16 protein-coding genes are annotated in these 14,566 nt (G+C 41.6%); 5 read left to right on the top strand and 11 right to left on the bottom strand.

Annotated elements, in window-relative coordinates; genetic code table 11:
• Nucleotides 1-127: 127 nt before the first annotated feature.
• From pxpA to EEL30_14815, 4 genes are all read right to left on the bottom strand, one after another.
• Entirely contained in the window at nucleotides 128-889 is a 762-nt protein-coding gene (gene pxpA / locus EEL30_14830) for a 5-oxoprolinase subunit PxpA (protein ID QDX93450.1), read from the bottom strand.
• 260 nt (nucleotides 890-1,149) lie between these two features.
• Nucleotides 1,150-1,521 (bottom strand): DUF2129 domain-containing protein, encoded by a 372-nt coding sequence (locus tag EEL30_14825; protein ID QDX93449.1) that lies wholly within the window; start codon nucleotides 1,519-1,521, stop codon nucleotides 1,150-1,152.
• Between the two features lie 121 nt (nucleotides 1,522-1,642).
• Nucleotides 1,643-2,107: a YlbF family regulator gene (locus EEL30_14820; protein ID QDX93448.1), complete on the bottom strand. Its 465-nt coding sequence runs from the start codon at nucleotides 2,105-2,107 to the stop codon at nucleotides 1,643-1,645.
• A 102-nt stretch (nucleotides 2,108-2,209) separates the two neighbouring features.
• Entirely contained in the window at nucleotides 2,210-4,174 is a 1,965-nt protein-coding gene (locus EEL30_14815) for a hypothetical protein (GenBank protein ID QDX93447.1), read from the bottom strand.
• A gap of 55 nt (nucleotides 4,175-4,229) precedes the next feature.
• On the opposite strand from EEL30_14815, the gene EEL30_14810 reads away from it, so the two are divergent.
• On the top strand, nucleotides 4,230-4,682 hold the full coding sequence (locus EEL30_14810) for a protease complex subunit PrcB family protein (protein ID QDX93446.1): 453 nt from the start codon (nucleotides 4,230-4,232) through the stop codon (nucleotides 4,680-4,682).
• Nucleotides 4,683-4,797: 115 nt separating this feature from the next.
• Here the strand turns inward: EEL30_14810 and EEL30_14805 are convergent, their stop codons facing one another.
• The 4 genes from EEL30_14805 to EEL30_14790 form a co-directional block, all read right to left on the bottom strand.
• Nucleotides 4,798-5,229: a hypothetical protein gene (locus tag EEL30_14805; protein QDX93445.1), complete on the bottom strand. Its 432-nt coding sequence runs from the start codon at nucleotides 5,227-5,229 to the stop codon at nucleotides 4,798-4,800.
• Between the two features lie 121 nt (nucleotides 5,230-5,350).
• Complete coding sequence (cadA, locus tag EEL30_14800; GenBank protein ID QDX93444.1) at nucleotides 5,351-7,744, bottom strand: cadmium-translocating P-type ATPase; 2,394 nt, start codon at nucleotides 7,742-7,744, stop codon at nucleotides 5,351-5,353.
• A gap of 79 nt (nucleotides 7,745-7,823) precedes the next feature.
• Entirely contained in the window at nucleotides 7,824-8,633 is an 810-nt protein-coding gene (locus EEL30_14795; GenBank protein QDX93443.1) for a nuclease, read from the bottom strand.
• 415 nt (nucleotides 8,634-9,048) lie between these two features.
• Nucleotides 9,049-9,483: a CBS domain-containing protein gene (locus EEL30_14790; protein ID QDX93442.1), complete on the bottom strand. Its 435-nt coding sequence runs from the start codon at nucleotides 9,481-9,483 to the stop codon at nucleotides 9,049-9,051.
• Between the two features lie 154 nt (nucleotides 9,484-9,637).
• On the opposite strand from EEL30_14790, the gene EEL30_14785 reads away from it, so the two are divergent.
• Both EEL30_14785 and ftsW read left to right on the top strand, forming a co-directional pair.
• The gene (locus EEL30_14785) at nucleotides 9,638-9,982 is read left to right on the top strand and encodes a hypothetical protein (protein QDX93441.1); all 345 of its coding nucleotides are present in this window, start codon (nucleotides 9,638-9,640) and stop codon (nucleotides 9,980-9,982) included.
• A gap of 88 nt (nucleotides 9,983-10,070) precedes the next feature.
• Nucleotides 10,071-11,228, top strand: a complete 1,158-nt coding sequence (gene ftsW, locus EEL30_14780; protein QDX93440.1) for a putative lipid II flippase FtsW — start codon at nucleotides 10,071-10,073, stop codon at nucleotides 11,226-11,228.
• A gap of 101 nt (nucleotides 11,229-11,329) precedes the next feature.
• Here the strand turns inward: ftsW and EEL30_14775 are convergent, their stop codons facing one another.
• A complete protein-coding gene (locus tag EEL30_14775; protein QDX93439.1) occupies nucleotides 11,330-11,671 on the bottom strand; it encodes an Asp23/Gls24 family envelope stress response protein in 342 nt (113 codons plus the stop codon).
• Nucleotides 11,672-11,919: 248 nt separating this feature from the next.
• On the opposite strand from EEL30_14775, the gene sleB reads away from it, so the two are divergent.
• Nucleotides 11,920-12,645, top strand: coding sequence for a spore cortex-lytic enzyme (gene sleB, locus EEL30_14770; protein ID QDX93438.1), 726 nt, complete (start codon nucleotides 11,920-11,922; stop codon nucleotides 12,643-12,645).
• 101 nt (nucleotides 12,646-12,746) lie between these two features.
• Here sleB and EEL30_14765 read toward each other — a convergent pair whose 3' ends face one another.
• Nucleotides 12,747-13,001 (bottom strand): hypothetical protein, encoded by a 255-nt coding sequence (locus tag EEL30_14765; protein ID QDX93437.1) that lies wholly within the window; start codon nucleotides 12,999-13,001, stop codon nucleotides 12,747-12,749.
• Nucleotides 13,002-13,140: 139 nt separating this feature from the next.
• On the opposite strand from EEL30_14765, the gene cax reads away from it, so the two are divergent.
• Nucleotides 13,141-14,187: a calcium/proton exchanger gene (gene cax, locus EEL30_14760; GenBank protein QDX93436.1), complete on the top strand. Its 1,047-nt coding sequence runs from the start codon at nucleotides 13,141-13,143 to the stop codon at nucleotides 14,185-14,187.
• Between the two features lie 54 nt (nucleotides 14,188-14,241).
• Here cax and EEL30_14755 read toward each other — a convergent pair whose 3' ends face one another.
• Complete coding sequence (locus EEL30_14755) at nucleotides 14,242-14,502, bottom strand: DUF1507 family protein (GenBank protein QDX95778.1); 261 nt, start codon at nucleotides 14,500-14,502, stop codon at nucleotides 14,242-14,244.
• Between the last annotated feature and the right edge of the window lie 64 nt (nucleotides 14,503-14,566).

Below are 14,566 nucleotides of genomic sequence, written 5' to 3'. Positions count from 1 at the left end.
TTTCAGAAATATTCCTCCCTCTCGATCATTAAATAAGAAAAAGAGGCAATTGAAATGCTTTTTCAATTGCCCCTCTGTCATAGGCTAAAATCTGATGATAGGGAGGCGACCTAAGTCACCTTCCCCTTTAATAAACTGCGATTGCCTCTAAACAAACCTCATTTTGTTTAGCCCATCGATGCAATTCCTTTAGCACATGCAAAGAATCAGAGCTTTCCGCATGAATACAAAGCGTATCTGCGGCCAATTCGATCGTACTGCCATCTACCGTTCTTACTCGTTGTTCTTTTACTAACTGGCTTGCCTGATGCAATTGCTCCTCTTTACTGATTAAGATGCTTCCTTCCAATTCACGTGGAGCTAGACGCCCATTAGGTAAGTACGCGCGGTCAGCAAATACTTCCTCGGCCACATACAGACCATTCTCCAAACCAACTTGAACTAGTGAACTACCCGATAAAGCGTACAAAATTAAATCATCTCGAATATCTGTAATGGCTCTTACAACAGCCTCCGCCAATTCCGGTCGCTCGGCTGCCTCGTTGTATAGAGCCCCATGCAGCTTGACATGATGCAATGTTCCACCCAGTGCCCTCGTAATTCCTTCCAAAGCAGACACCTGATATAAAACCAACTCATATACTTCACGCATGGACAAATTCATAGAACGACGCCCAAAACCGTGAACGTCAGGGTAACCTGGATGAGCACCAATTTTTACGCCTTGTTTTAGTGCTGCTTCTACCGTTCGGCATATCACATGTGGGTCCCCGGAGTGAAAACCACAGGCAATATTGACCGATGTAATCCAGCGTAAAATTCCCAAATCCTCATCGAGTCGATGCTGTCCAAACATCTCTCCCATATCGCAGTTAATATCTAGTTTCATCCTGTTTTTGTCCCCTCGCTCTCTCTTTGTCCATTTTTGTAAGCGCATTCAAAATACGCTGTAATATTTTACCTTACCTCATCCTTATTTCCTTATCATACCACGTGGCACAATCACAAAAAAGTGAAACAAATTTCACTTTTGCACTTTTACCACATATCAGATGCTTAATGTAAATGAAATAATAAAAGGCTTTTCCCATTACATCTTACTGATAGATGGGAAAAGCCTCTGTGTTTTATTCAGATAAACACGATTTGCTAGCTCTGAACCGGCACAGATCTTGACGCCTGTTGTTCTGTCCTTCCAACCGATGAAGGATCACTGATTAACGATTCTGCCAATGCCATCAACTGATTTTTCTCTAATTGATAATCAAATTCTTTCGCTTTATCAGGCTTCGAATTGTTATACTCTGTTGGAATTTCATGGCGATGTGAACGCTCTACCTTTAGCACAAAGTGAAGACGTTCCAATTGTGGTATCACTTGCTCAATTTCGTCTGCATCCACGTACATGGAAACGTAATTAAGTCTCTTGGATACGTAATGAATGGTGCCGAATTTTCGTAAATTCTTCGCAACGCGTGGATTTTTAATCCAGACAGCTACTCCCAATCTTTTTAGTCTCATCGTACCCTGACAAACTCCTTCCTCTACTGGCCATCCTATGTATACAGGCTCTGCTACGCCTCTCAACAAAACGAGAGACGTAGTTTGATGAGCTCTGTTGTGTTATTAGCAGTATCGTATATTACGCGTGTTTTTTAGCTTTATTACCGCAGCCGCAACTGCCACCTGTACCGCACCCACTGGCCATTGCCTCCATAATTGGGTTATTGCTAGGTACTTTAACACTCTCTGATACAGAATCTGCTATGACACGGCCAACTTGATACAATAACTGATCTAAGCGAGTTTCCGCTTTCTTAAATTCCCGGACAGTTTGCAACGCTTCATATGATTGCTTTAATTCCCTAATCTCTGCCATTACCTTGTGAAAATCAGGGTGATATTTGCCAAATCGTTGCACTTCTTCATAGTCTTGCTTCTTACGTTCAAAGCGCTTGACGTATAACGATACTGCCTCATCATTTTCCATAGCTTGCTTCGTTTGTAAATAATCATTCACTTCTTGTGATTCATTTATCATAATGGCCAAGTCGTCAGCTTCCAGCAGCAAGCTGGCCATATCCAATTCAATTGGTATATCTATCATGTTTTACCTCCTTTACAGGCAAACCTACTATCATTTTAGCACGAAAACCCATCTGGACGCACAGGAAAGATTTAAACAACACACACTTTCTGTTTTATTTTCCTATAAATACGCTGGAATGAGGATACGTAAACGATTTATTTCATCCACTTTGCCTCTCCATGATCTGTCTTTTGACATCAAACGTACTTCCCAATAGCCATGTTCCAAAGTAACCTCCTGCACCTTGCCTGTCCATTCATCACTTCGAAATGTTTGGCATTGCACTTCCAGCCGAAGCTCTTGAGCTCGTTTTAGGATGATACGTATTGTATTGGGATGGTAGCTCTGATAATGCTCCGTCCACATTTTTGGTAGAGTTGACAATCCAGGAATAGCTTCGCCCACATCAGGAAAAATATTTTCCACCTTAAAGTCAAAAAAGGGAGCCACCAAGGGGAATACGCCTTCCCTATCCGTGCTATTCCCTAGTGAAATTTGAGGGGTATCACAATCATCCTCAACGGATTTGGAGCCTACAGCTCCCAAAGACTGAAACCGACGAATTTCGCCTGATTGCGGCTCATACCCACATTCCTTAAGCAATCGAACGAATTCATCCAACCTTGATGTAGGAATTAGAAAAGCAACAGGAGAAATAACCTCCTGCATATACGGAGTAAGCATTCCTATATCACGTAATTCAGCTAACAACGTGGGACTTGTTGTTTTGAAACGAACCACCTGCTCAAAGGAAAGTTGTTTGGCTTCCCCTGCCCATTTTGCTAGTAATTGAACTACAGATTCTGGTACCGGATGTGCTGTATGTTCTTGGAGAAATTGTTGAATTTGATCCACACTACCGCCTTCAGATAAGTAAGCTTGCACGCGTTGGAAGGTAAGATTGCATGTAATAAAATCTCCCGCAACATTCATCTCACCCAAACGGCTCAGCTCCCATAAATGAGCTAAAACAATGTCTGGTGGTATCATTACTTCTCCAGTCGAATCCATATACCACTTTGGCTGATGATCCCCTTTTTCCTGATAGTAGGGATTATGACGCATCCATAGATTCTGTTGGTTATCTTCCCCAAGCTGAATCATTCCCAAACCAAGCAAGGGATGTAACCAGATCTCTTTCAATTGCTCTTGAGCATGATCTGGTAATTTATAACCTATTTGAGTTAGTTTGGCAAGAATTCCATCTACCCTGTGCCACCCCTCGTCCAGCAACTGCCACTCGAACAAAAATGCTTCCTCCCATGCCTCTTTTGGTGCATAGAATCGTAGCAGATGCTCTCTCATCTCCTCCATTTGTTCCACATTTTTCTTGCACAACCAATCATTTAATATTGCGTGGTGTAAGCAAATTCTTTTATCTTGGAGATAGACAAACCGCATTCGTAAGGAGAGATCAAAGAGAAAAGAAACGGGCGATTGATCATCCAGCTTTACTTCGGGCGGCATAAGATTTGAAAACCACCCCCGCATATGTTCGTCTCTTAAGGATATGCGTTCCATCCATTTGAGAATCATTCGTCGGGGTATTCCATTTTTTTGTGTCAAAGATACCGATTGTTCCCTTAAGAACAGGAGAAAGGCAAGCATGTCCAAATGAATACCGCGTCCTGCTGGAAGTGGATAGGAAAATACAAATTGGATGGCATCCTCTTTTACCGATGGTTCTATCCTTTTTTTGCGTGTTTGACTACTAACAGGGTAGATATTCTTGCGCAATTCAAATGGCATCATATAGCCCACTTCGCTCCACATTTTGCGGACTGTATAAACAATACCTAGCCTACGTAGCTTTGTTAGACCCGCTGTGAGCAGAATATCTTGTTGAGTGATTGTCTCAAAGTCACGTTTACGTATAAAACCTTGTTGAGCATTTGTATAAAAAAGAGCCGCTGCTTTACGCTCGTGCTCTGTTAATGCTTTCCATATTGATTGACAGAAAGCTGGATCTTGCAATCGATCAATCAACGATTTGTCAGACAAAATGTTCAATCGGCGATTTTGTTCCTGGATCATTTCTTCAATTGTACGCTCTGACAACATATCCAGGCATGTATATAAATTCATGAAGCTCACCTCTATTCGTAACGGTAGATGGAGGAAATCATAGGAGGGATAGAGAATGAAACAAGTATTAGCAGGTTTATTGCTAATTGGAGGAATCCTAGTCTACGCCAACATGACCCCAACTGCTACAGCTCAGGATACCTCTGTGCCTCACAATAACCAACAACCTCACCAAAAAGGAGTTGTATCCATGAGTGATTTTAGCATTGCTCCTACTCCCTACCCAGTTTCTGTAGATATGGCGCTTGCCAATATACAAGAGCAGGGTGGCTATCAACTGATTCATGAAAATGATCTCACCTATGTAGCCATTGCGCTCGGTGAACGCTCTACCAGTGGCTATTCTATCAAGATTGACAATGTCCAGCAAGAGACTGACGGTGCTTATGTCATCCATGTCGTAGAGGATCGTCCTGAAAAAGCGATGTTACTTCAAGTAATCACCTACCCAACTACGGTGATTACCCTACCTCAAGATGCACAACACGTAACCATAAACTACCTATAATAACGAATGACGGAGCAAAAAGCAAAAAGCTGTGGATTGTCTCTTATAGACTCCACAGCTTTTTCCTATGGAAGCGGAGTCGCACTTGTGACTTCGCCCTCTTTTTTCCATTCGCTTAGTTCACTACAATTTCAAAGGATTGTTTGACACCATACGATTCATGATTGTTATGGGCTAGTTCTACTTCTACTTTGTGCTTTCCGGGAGCCACATCAGCTAAGGTAAATTGCGGACCAAAAATCTTGGCTATTTTTTTCCCGTCCATATATAAATGAACGTGACCTTCACCTGCTTTATTATCTTTTCCCATGTTTTCCAAAGAGAACTGGAATCCCTGAACTACCAATTTTAATTCAAGATCATTTCCTTTTACTTGATGCTCCACGACAAGCGATGGCTTCTTCACTTCCTCAGCTAGTACATGTGTCTGATTACTGTGAGTTGCTTTTTTGCCTTCCAAGGAATGTAGGCCCATCATGGTAAGCTCTAAAATGGCTACAAACAAAATAAACAGGTAAAAACGACGTCCACCCAGTTTTTTGATCATACAGGACACTCCTTACTTTTTGATGAATATAGCCCTAGAGTGCCCCGTTTTTCCCTGTTTATGCCACGAACAGTACCATTTTTTGTTCTTGTAGCTATGAACTATTTCATTATCATTTAGGTTACTTTCTTAGCAATCTCATACTGTTGAGAATGACAATCATCGCTGCTCCCGTATCACTGATAACTGCCATCCAAAGCGTGAGCCAGTTTGGTATGATCAAAAGAAGTGCTATCGCTTTGATCAACAAGGAGAAATATATATTCTGCTTGATAATCGCTAGTGCTTGTTGGCTAAGCCCAATAACATACGGTAATTTTTCTAGATCATCAGCCATCAATACAATTCCTGCTGTTTCCATAGCGGTATCCGTACCCGCTCCGCCCATCGCAATACCAACATCGGCAGTGGCTAGCGCTGGAGCATCATTAATACCATCACCTACCATAGCAATCGTGCCGCTTTCCCGTTTTTTAGCGACCTTTATTGCCTCTAGCTTATCTTCTGGCAACAAATCTGCTTGCACGTGTCCAATGCCTACCTTTTGTGCCATATGTTGGGCCGCCCCTACATTATCACCAGTAAGCAACAAGGTTTTTACACCAATACCATGCAATTGTTGCATCACCCTTTGACTCGTTGGGCGAATGGTATCAGAAATGATAAGTGCACCCCAAATTTCATTCGTCGTACCAACCAACACGATCGTTTTACCAGCCTGTTGCTCTTCTTTAATTTGATCCTGTAAAAGAGCTAGTTCAACTCCATGTTCGGTAAACAGCTTTTCATTTCCCGCCAAATACGTAATGCCAGCCAACGTAGCACTAGCACCCTTACCGACAAGGGTTTGATGATTATCAGAATCCTGTGCTAGAATGCCTTCTGCCCTTGCATGCAATAAGATAGCAGAAGCAATTGGGTGATGAGAGGATTGCTCTATCATTGCCGCCTTGGCAAGAATCTCTGTTTCGGTATGTTGCTGGAGAGTAAGGATTTTCTCAACATGTAGCTTTCCTGTCGTAATCGTTCCCGTTTTATCAAAAGCTACCTGTTTCAAATGACCAATGATTTCCAGCGCAGCACCACCTTTAATTAATACACCATGACGAGCCGCACTACCAATAGCAGAGACCACGGCAACAGGGGTAGAAATAACCAAGGCACAGGGGCAAGCAATAACTAATAATTCCAGACCACGGTAAAACCAATGTTGCCACTCTCCCGTAAATAAAGGGGGTAAAATGATAACGGCAAGTGCCACTATAATTACAATTGGAGTATAGATTCGAGCGAATTTCTCTACAAACTGTTCAGTTGGTGCTTTCTTTTCCTGTGCTTCCTCGACCAAATGAATAATACGAGCCAACGTAGAGTCAGAACCTATCTTCGTCACTTCCATCTCAACAACGGACGTTTCATTGATGCTACCAGCAAAGAGAGTGTCACCCACTTCTTTGTCAACTGGCATTGATTCTCCAGTGATTGGTGCCTGATTAAAAGTAGATATGCCTTTAACGATAAATCCATCAAGCGGAATTCCTTCACCGGCCTTAATTAATAAACGCTCTCCAACCTCCACATCTTTCACAGGTATACTAACCCATTCTTGATTCCTGAAGACTATGGCTTCTTTTGGTGCCAAACGCAACAAAGAGCGAATAGATTGACGTGTTTTATTAATTGATAAGGTTTGCAAAGCATTACCAAGGCCAAATAAGAAGACAACCGTTGCCCCTTCTAGCCATTCACCGATAAAGGCAGCTCCTAAGGCCGCCAGGGTCATCAGCAAGTTCATATCAGCTGACTTACTTTTTAGCGCATACCACGCGGCTTTTAGTGGCTTTAAACCAGCAACTAACATCGCTACGGCATAAGCAGCATTCCCGAGAAGCTCCACCTGATACGCTTGTAACACGATCCCCACCAGAATAAATAATCCTGCTGTTCCTGTACGCTGAACCGCGTCATTTTGCCACCACTTCTCTTGTTCAGCGGGAGACAAACGATCACTACCGTCCTCGTATGTACCTTTGTAACCAGCCTCTGTAATAGCTTGTAAGACTTTTTCAACGTTAGCCTTTTTGCCTAATCGCATTTTAGCTGTACTAAAATTCACTTCTACTTCTGGTATGTTTAGCGTTTTTTGCACATGTTTCTGCAGTGTCATCGCGCATGAACCACAATCCATGCCCTTAATATGATAAACCTGAGCAGTAGCATTGTTAGCTAATACACTAGCTGCCAATTCGTGTTCAGTTGAACAGCACTCTGTACCGTGAGAATGCCCTTCATGATTATGTTCATCATGAATATGCTTATGTTCGTGGTGATGATGAACATGGTGTGAGTGGCCTGTATCCTCACAATGTTCATTATGCTGGTGATCGTCATTTGAGTGTTTCCCGTGGTCACCACAACATGTTTTCGCTACAACCTCGTTATCTTGATGTTCTACGTGAGAATCATTCGAGTTTTTCACATGACCATTATGCTTATCATTAGGGTCTTTCCTCATCCCGCAGCACCTCGTTTTCCAATCTCTCTATTCGTAGTGTATCAGATAACATTATTATATTCAAACAATCATCGAAATGTTATTCCTTTGATTTTCTAAATCCCGCTTTTATAGCATCTTCTTCCTTATCAAACCATTCTTCTGGCTTTGTTTGGTCATAATAACGTCCACCCGGAACATGATAAATTTTTTCACCCTTGGAATTAATATTACCCTTAATTTGCTGTTTGTTTTTTTCTGTTTGCTCACTACTTTGCTTTTTTTCGGTAGGGTCCTTATGCTTTTGGGCTCCTGAAGCTTTAGAGGAAGAAGGCGTTCCCTTTTTCTTATCTTGATCTACTTTCTGATAAATATCTAAGGCCCAAAGACCACGGTTGTTTTCTCTAGCATCCTGCTCTGCTTTCAGGAACACTTCGGCTTGAGCTACATTAGGTGGTACCGTCATGATCCGAGCATATCCTTCATGCACGAGATGTTCATTATAGAATGTGCCATCTTCTAGATACACATAAGCTAGTAAACGCTGGTATCTATCAAAAGGCTGTACATCAAACTGGAGAGTCACTTCCTTTCCTTCTAGCATCTTTTTCGTGTAGTTACTCGCTTCTTTTCCATATGGTTCCACCGGATTATTTGGTTTTACAGTCTCGGGAGTATCTACACCGATCAGTCTTACTTTCTCACCCTTCGCTGTTTTAAAGGTATCCCCATCAACTACTCGGTCTATTTTTACTTTCATTTTGCCATTGGGAGTGGGCTCATTTATCTCTTGCACCGGCGTTTCTTTTGCAGTAGCGCATCCACTTACTACCAAGACTACTCCGAGCGAAAGGATGGCAACTAATCGCTTTGTATTTGTTATCATTGTGTTCATGTACATATCCTCCATGTTGTTTGTATCTGCCTCCCATCATACCAAACATACGTGCTTGTCTACAGTTTTTCTACTCTTCCAACACAAAAAACGACCCACAACAGCTTGGCAGGCCGCTTTTATATCTGGTCATTTACTCCCAGTCCCAATCTACGAGTAGAAAAAATAAAACAACGACAATTACGATGATCCATATCAGTTCCTCGTTATCTCCACCAAAGAAGTCAAAATCGAAAAAACCCATGTGGACCCTCCTTTCCTCTTCGTTACAGCCTATGCGAATGGAATGGATTCGGTCCAAAATGTGCAAGCCCAAATGTGAACACACAATAGACACTCGTTTTAGTCGAATTTTGATAAAAAATATGAAGAGAAACGAAAAAAAGACACTCGTTTTACCGAGTGCCCACATGTTCCTCTTATTAGGAACTTAATGACGAGAAGCCGTTTCTGAAATCTCAGCTAATGCTTCGCCGGCCTCATCTTGTAAAGTGTTACGAATTGCCATGTCTCCAATCGCTACAATACCTACTAGTTTTCCGTTGTCCACAACAGGTAAACGACGAATTTGATGCTGTGCCATCAATTTAGCTGCTGCATCCACAGTCATTTCTGGTGTACCCAGAACGACGTCTTTACTCATTACATCCTCTACCTTGCTGGAGCCCTGATGCTTTTCTGCAAGACCTCGAATGACGATATCACGGTCTGTAATGACTCCGATAACATCTGTTTGTTCATTAATGACAGGGATAACGCCCACGTTCCAGTCTCTCATTTTTACTGCTACTTCATATACATTATCCAGTAGCGTAACGGTAGCCAAGTTATCTGTCATGATTTCACGTAGTGTTCTAGTTGCCATTTTTATTCCTCCTTCCGTTCTCAAACAAAGGTTAGTTTCTCCTCTGCTGAATTCTTTCATGCAGTCGAGCTATTTTTTACGGTTCATAATCATTGCACAAACAGGAAAAACCTACTATCATAAGGGAGTGAATATCACGAAGGAGGAAGGCAGAATGCTTCTCAAAGAAACGGGAATCGGTGGCCAAGAAGGAACTTTAGCCGACTTAGACATTGCTATGGATAGCTCAGGTTTCACGCGTTTTGCTTGGGATTACGCCCACGCAACCTATGATTACAAGCTAACGGATAGAGATACCACGTACTATCTGCGCATTCAAGCACATTGTGTTGAGGGCAAAATGGAAGATCCAGACACTGTATTAAAATTGGACGAGCCATTTATCGGCAAGCACCTGTTCCCGCACGGAATCGATTATGACTGTCCTATGCCAGATAGCATGATCACCAAAGCGAAACAAATTTTACAAGCTTTAAAAGACAAATTAGCACAACACTAAGAAGGTTCAGTTTGTTCAAATACTTTACACAAACAGAGAGGAGCATAACTACCTCTCTGTTTCATTTCTAGGGGTGATTTCTTCTTCAATGAAAACTCGGGGCGTACCAGATTTTCTCCTACTTTTTTTAACATTGCTACTCATAGGCTTTGGCATTACCATGGTAATGAGCTCTAGCTCCATCTATGCTCAAACCGGAATATTGACATCAAAAGGTTGTGAACAATGCTTAGGTGACGGTTTGTACTTCGCTAAAAAACAGATCATTTATGCTATAATGGGACTGTTTCTCATGCTTTTTGTCATGAACATCCCCTTCTCCTTTTATAAGAAAAACTTCCTGCTGATTGCCGTGGGTAGCTTTATTTCACTGCTACTTGTTTATATCCCTGGATTTTCTCCTAATATTAATGGAGCGCGTAGGTGGGTTGATTTAGGCTTTATGAGTTTACAAACCTCAGAGGTTGCGAAACTAGGACTAATTTTGTATCTGTCCGCCCTTATTGCCAAAAAAGGGGATAGCTTCCGTAGTTTTAAAACAGGTTTGATACCACCTTTGACCATTACAGGTATTTTCTTTTTGATGATCTTGGGACAGCCTGATTTAGGGACTGCTGCTGTTGTGTTGGGAACTGCAGGGGTAATATTAATAGTAGGTGGAGCAAACCTCAAGCATTTATTTTTATTGACTGTTCCTCCAACCACTCTGTTTATTACCACCTACATCTTAGTAAAGAATCATGCTTGGGCACGATTGGCCGTTTATACTGACCCCTGGAGCGATCCGTTAGATAAAGGGTTTCATATGGTCCAATCCTTATATGCCATAGCACGAGGTGGGATTTTCGGTACAGGATTCGGGAAGAGTTTGCAAAAGTATCTGTATCTACCTGAGTCTTATACCGATTTTATCTTTTCCGTTATTGCTGAGGAGATGGGCTTAATCGGGACCTCTATCTTTTTGCTCTTGTATGTGTTGTTACTCATGCGAGGACTACAGATTAGTTTACGATCCACAGATACCTTCGCCATCCTTGCTGGAACAGGAATTGTTACCATGCTTAGTCTTCAAGCAATGATCAACATTGGTGGTGTTACAGGTGCTATTCCATTGTCAGGTATACCTTTGCCGTTTATTAGTTATGGTGGTTCATCTCTGTTAATTTGTATGACAAGTATGGGAGTCTTATTAAGCGTTTCTCGAGACGTTAACAGGCAAAAGCATGCCCAGAGTACCTCGATGTAAGAATCGTTTCATACCATTCCTAACCAATAAAAAAATCCAATGACAGCATTAACCTGTCCTTGGATTTTTTTGATGTTTTTTTTCATTTATCTCTACTCTGGCTATTCAATGGAAAGACCTTCTACCCTTACATTTACCTCATAAACCGTTAATCCAGTTAAAAACTCCACTGTCTCTTTCACTTTCTCTTGTAGATGCTGGCAGGTCTTGCTGATGATAGTACCGTAGCGAACAGAGACCCATAACGTGATAGAAGCACCCATATCCCCTATTTCCACAATTATTCCTTTTGCATTGTTTTTCGCACCCAATCGTTTCGTCCATTCATCATAAAATGTACTAGAACCGCCAACAGCCACGTCCTCCACCTCTTGCGCTGCTACTCCTGCAATGACTGCTACTACTTGGTCTGCCACTCTGATTTGATCTTTCACGGAATCCATCCCTACCGCCTCCTTATGTGAACCGCATTGTAAGCGCTACTTGCTGGTTTTACATAGTTTACCCAACTTACATCATACTGCTTGAAAATGTTTATTCTTTTATTATAACGGGTTTAGGCAAAGGCTTGAAGCATTATTCACGAAAATTTTACCAGCTTTTAAACCAACGGAAAATCGGACAAACTACCATTACAAACTGACTACCATTTACTAACGTAGCGTTTTTACAAAAGGGAGGCATACATACAGTGCGAAAAGTTATGTATTGGTGTTTCGGAGTAATATTGTGTGCTACATTTTTGGCTAGTAGTATCTCAAGCATCACGCAGGCATTTACCATGGGTCCTACTTATAAAGAAGGAAGCACAGGAACAAATGTAAGAGAGCTACAAGAACGACTTAAACATATTGGTTTTTACACAGGTGATATCGATTCTATTTTCGGTCCACGTACAAAAGCAGCTCTACGCCTTTTCCAATATGAATTTGGTATGACCATCACTGGGGAACTCAATGATAAAACAAAAGTGAGACTGTATAATGCAACAAAAAATTATGTCATGGGTACTTTTAAACCAAAAGAGAAAGGAAATCAAGTAAACACTTCGTCTAATGGCTTTTCTTCGAATGACCTAAAGATTATGGCCCAGGCTGTTTACGGAGAAGCACGCGGTGAGCCTTACATCGGGCAAGTTGCAGTCGCTGCCGTTATTTTAAATCGAACGCAAAGCCCCTCATTTCCTAATTCACCGGCTGCTGTTGTGTTTGAACCACGTGCTTTTACAGCAGTAGCAGACGGTCAGATTTATCTCACACCAAATGACTCAGCACGAAAGGCTGTCCAAGATGCTCTAAAAGGCTGGGACCCTAGTGAAGGGGCTACCTATTATTTCAATCCAGATACAGCGACCTCTGCATGGATCTGGAGCCGTCCACAAATTAAAAAAATTGGCAAACACATCTTTTGTAGATAATGATCGAATCGAATTCACCCATTCAAAGATAAAACCTGGTATGAAAAACTACCAGGTTTCTCCCTTTTTTATTCGAAAATATTATGGTTGTTTCAACCTAATCATTTTGGTCCAAATGTATGTTGCGCCATCTTTACGAAGCGTTCTTCACTTTCAATTGTGCCACAAATGCCGCATTGGATGAGGTAATCATCCCCTTTATAGGGCTGATGAAAAGCATCCAGTTCGGTTTGGGTCAACTCTTCTATCGTTTCACCAGTTTGCGGATGTAATCTGACATACTGTGGCTGTTGTCGTATGATGGTAAATCTCATTCGATTGGTACGACATACCGGACAGCAATAAGGAGAAGACATAAAAAAACCTCCTAACGTTTTTCCTTAGTTTTCCTTTAACGCCGGTGGAATATGCACTTATAAACCTCCATATCCTTTACATCATACAGGGAAAAGTAAAATTGAAATACACTGTAATGAAATGAGAGGGCTATATGATATGAAAAGTATGCGACTTTTTTATTCGTTGGTAGGAGGAAGCTTTGCTCTGGCAGCTGGTTTTCACTATTTGACGGAGAATGAAGTATTACGATTTATAACGGCCTCCGTAGCTATTATTTTTCTAGCATCCTGGTTGGGAAAAGCTACAGAGAATGTCGCTCATTATGCTGGGGATCGTATTGGTGGGTTCTTAAATGCAACCTTTGGCAATGCAGCGGAATTAATAATAGCATTCTTTTTAGTCCGAGAAGGGTTATTTGAAATGGTGAAGGCGTCTATCACAGGCTCCGTTATCGGAAATTTATTGTTAGTTCTTGGATTAAGCGTATTACTTGGAGGATTAAGATTTAAGGAACAAATCTTTAATAGTCAACTGGCAGGGCACAATGCTTCTATGATGTCCTTAGCACTGGTTGCCTTGTTTATTCCAGCTATCTTTATGTCTGAACTATCAATCGAAAAGATTAACACCCTTTCGATCGTGATTGCTATATTATTGATTATTGCCTATGTATTATGGTTGATCTTCTCTATGGTAACACACAGCTCATTTCTCTCCGATGTGGAACAGCATGAGAGCGAGGCTTTATGGTCTAAGCCCGTATCCATTATCATGCTGGTGGTATCCACTTTTTTTGTTGCAATCGTATCGGAATGGTTAGTACATAGTGTGGAAGCAGTCTCGCACACCTTCGGATGGTCAGAGCTGTTCGTTGGTGCTTTTGTCATCGCCATTATAGGAAATGCAGCAGAACATAGCGCCGCTATCTTGCTCGCCATGAAGGGGCGTATCGGAGCAGCTGTCGAAATTGCTGTGGGCTCTAGTTTACAGGTAGCTTTATTCGTGGCTCCAACGCTGGTCTTAATCAGTCTATTATTCGGGTCCCCTATGAACATCGTCTTTACTGTCCCAGAGCTCACAGCGATTGCCGTATCAACTATCATTACCATTTCGATCTGTCGGGACGGTAAAACTAACTGGTTCGAAGGAGTTCTGCTGTTAATTGTTTATATTATTCTTGGTACAGCCTTCTTCTTTGATTAGAACATCCACATGAACAAAAACTCGCTAAGGAAAGAAAGCTTTCCTAGCGAGTTTTTATTTTTTTTCGTTAAAGAGCTCGTGTAAATCGGCTAATTTGTGTTCAAGATCATCCATAATAGATCTGCCGTCTTCTTCCGCTACTACTCCTAGACGAACAGCGAACTCGATTTCACGCGACAGACCGAACATCTGTGTATCAAGTACCTCTTCATACAAAGGGCACTGTGGCATGTTTAAGTTCTCCATCTGAACATCAATCAATTTATATATTTTATTAGCATCTGCTCTTAATAACGTTAAAGCTTTGTTGGCCATATCGTTATGATCTTTTACGTCTGTCAAAACCTATCCCTCCGTTTGGACACGTCCTTACCTTACA

It is taken from the genome of Brevibacillus laterosporus (assembly GCA_007833815.1).
Lineage (GTDB): Bacteria > Bacillota > Bacilli > Brevibacillales > Brevibacillaceae > Brevibacillus_B > Brevibacillus_B laterosporus_D.
This window is presented reverse-complemented; position numbering and strand designations above follow the sequence as displayed.

What these genes read in the sequence shown, in the direction of transcription:
- EEL30_14795 (QDX93443.1), bottom strand. Translation starts at nt 8,633, where the DNA reads ATGGAGGATATGTACATGAACACAATGATAACAAATACAAAGCGATTA.
- EEL30_14825 (QDX93449.1), bottom strand. Translation starts at nt 1,521, where the DNA reads ATGAGACTAAAAAGATTGGGAGTAGCTGTCTGGATTAAAAATCCACGC.
- EEL30_14815 (QDX93447.1), bottom strand. Translation starts at nt 4,174, where the DNA reads ATGAATTTATATACATGCCTGGATATGTTGTCAGAGCGTACAATTGAA.
- EEL30_14785 (QDX93441.1), top strand. Translation starts at nt 9,638, where the DNA reads ATGCTTCTCAAAGAAACGGGAATCGGTGGCCAAGAAGGAACTTTAGCC.
- pxpA (QDX93450.1), bottom strand. Translation starts at nt 889, where the DNA reads ATGAAACTAGATATTAACTGCGATATGGGAGAGATGTTTGGACAGCAT.
- EEL30_14810 (QDX93446.1), top strand. Translation starts at nt 4,230, where the DNA reads ATGAAACAAGTATTAGCAGGTTTATTGCTAATTGGAGGAATCCTAGTC.
- EEL30_14755 (QDX95778.1), bottom strand. Translation starts at nt 14,502, where the DNA reads ATGGCCAACAAAGCTTTAACGTTATTAAGAGCAGATGCTAATAAAATA.
- EEL30_14775 (QDX93439.1), bottom strand. Translation starts at nt 11,671, where the DNA reads ATGGATTCCGTGAAAGATCAAATCAGAGTGGCAGACCAAGTAGTAGCA.
- EEL30_14790 (QDX93442.1), bottom strand. Translation starts at nt 9,483, where the DNA reads ATGGCAACTAGAACACTACGTGAAATCATGACAGATAACTTGGCTACC.
- EEL30_14820 (QDX93448.1), bottom strand. Translation starts at nt 2,107, where the DNA reads ATGATAGATATACCAATTGAATTGGATATGGCCAGCTTGCTGCTGGAA.
- cadA (QDX93444.1), bottom strand. Translation starts at nt 7,744, where the DNA reads ATGAGGAAAGACCCTAATGATAAGCATAATGGTCATGTGAAAAACTCG.
- EEL30_14765 (QDX93437.1), bottom strand. Translation starts at nt 13,001, where the DNA reads ATGTCTTCTCCTTATTGCTGTCCGGTATGTCGTACCAATCGAATGAGA.
- ftsW (QDX93440.1), top strand. Translation starts at nt 10,071, where the DNA reads ATGAAAACTCGGGGCGTACCAGATTTTCTCCTACTTTTTTTAACATTG.
- EEL30_14805 (QDX93445.1), bottom strand. Translation starts at nt 5,229, where the DNA reads ATGATCAAAAAACTGGGTGGACGTCGTTTTTACCTGTTTATTTTGTTT.
- cax (QDX93436.1), top strand. Translation starts at nt 13,141, where the DNA reads ATGAAAAGTATGCGACTTTTTTATTCGTTGGTAGGAGGAAGCTTTGCT.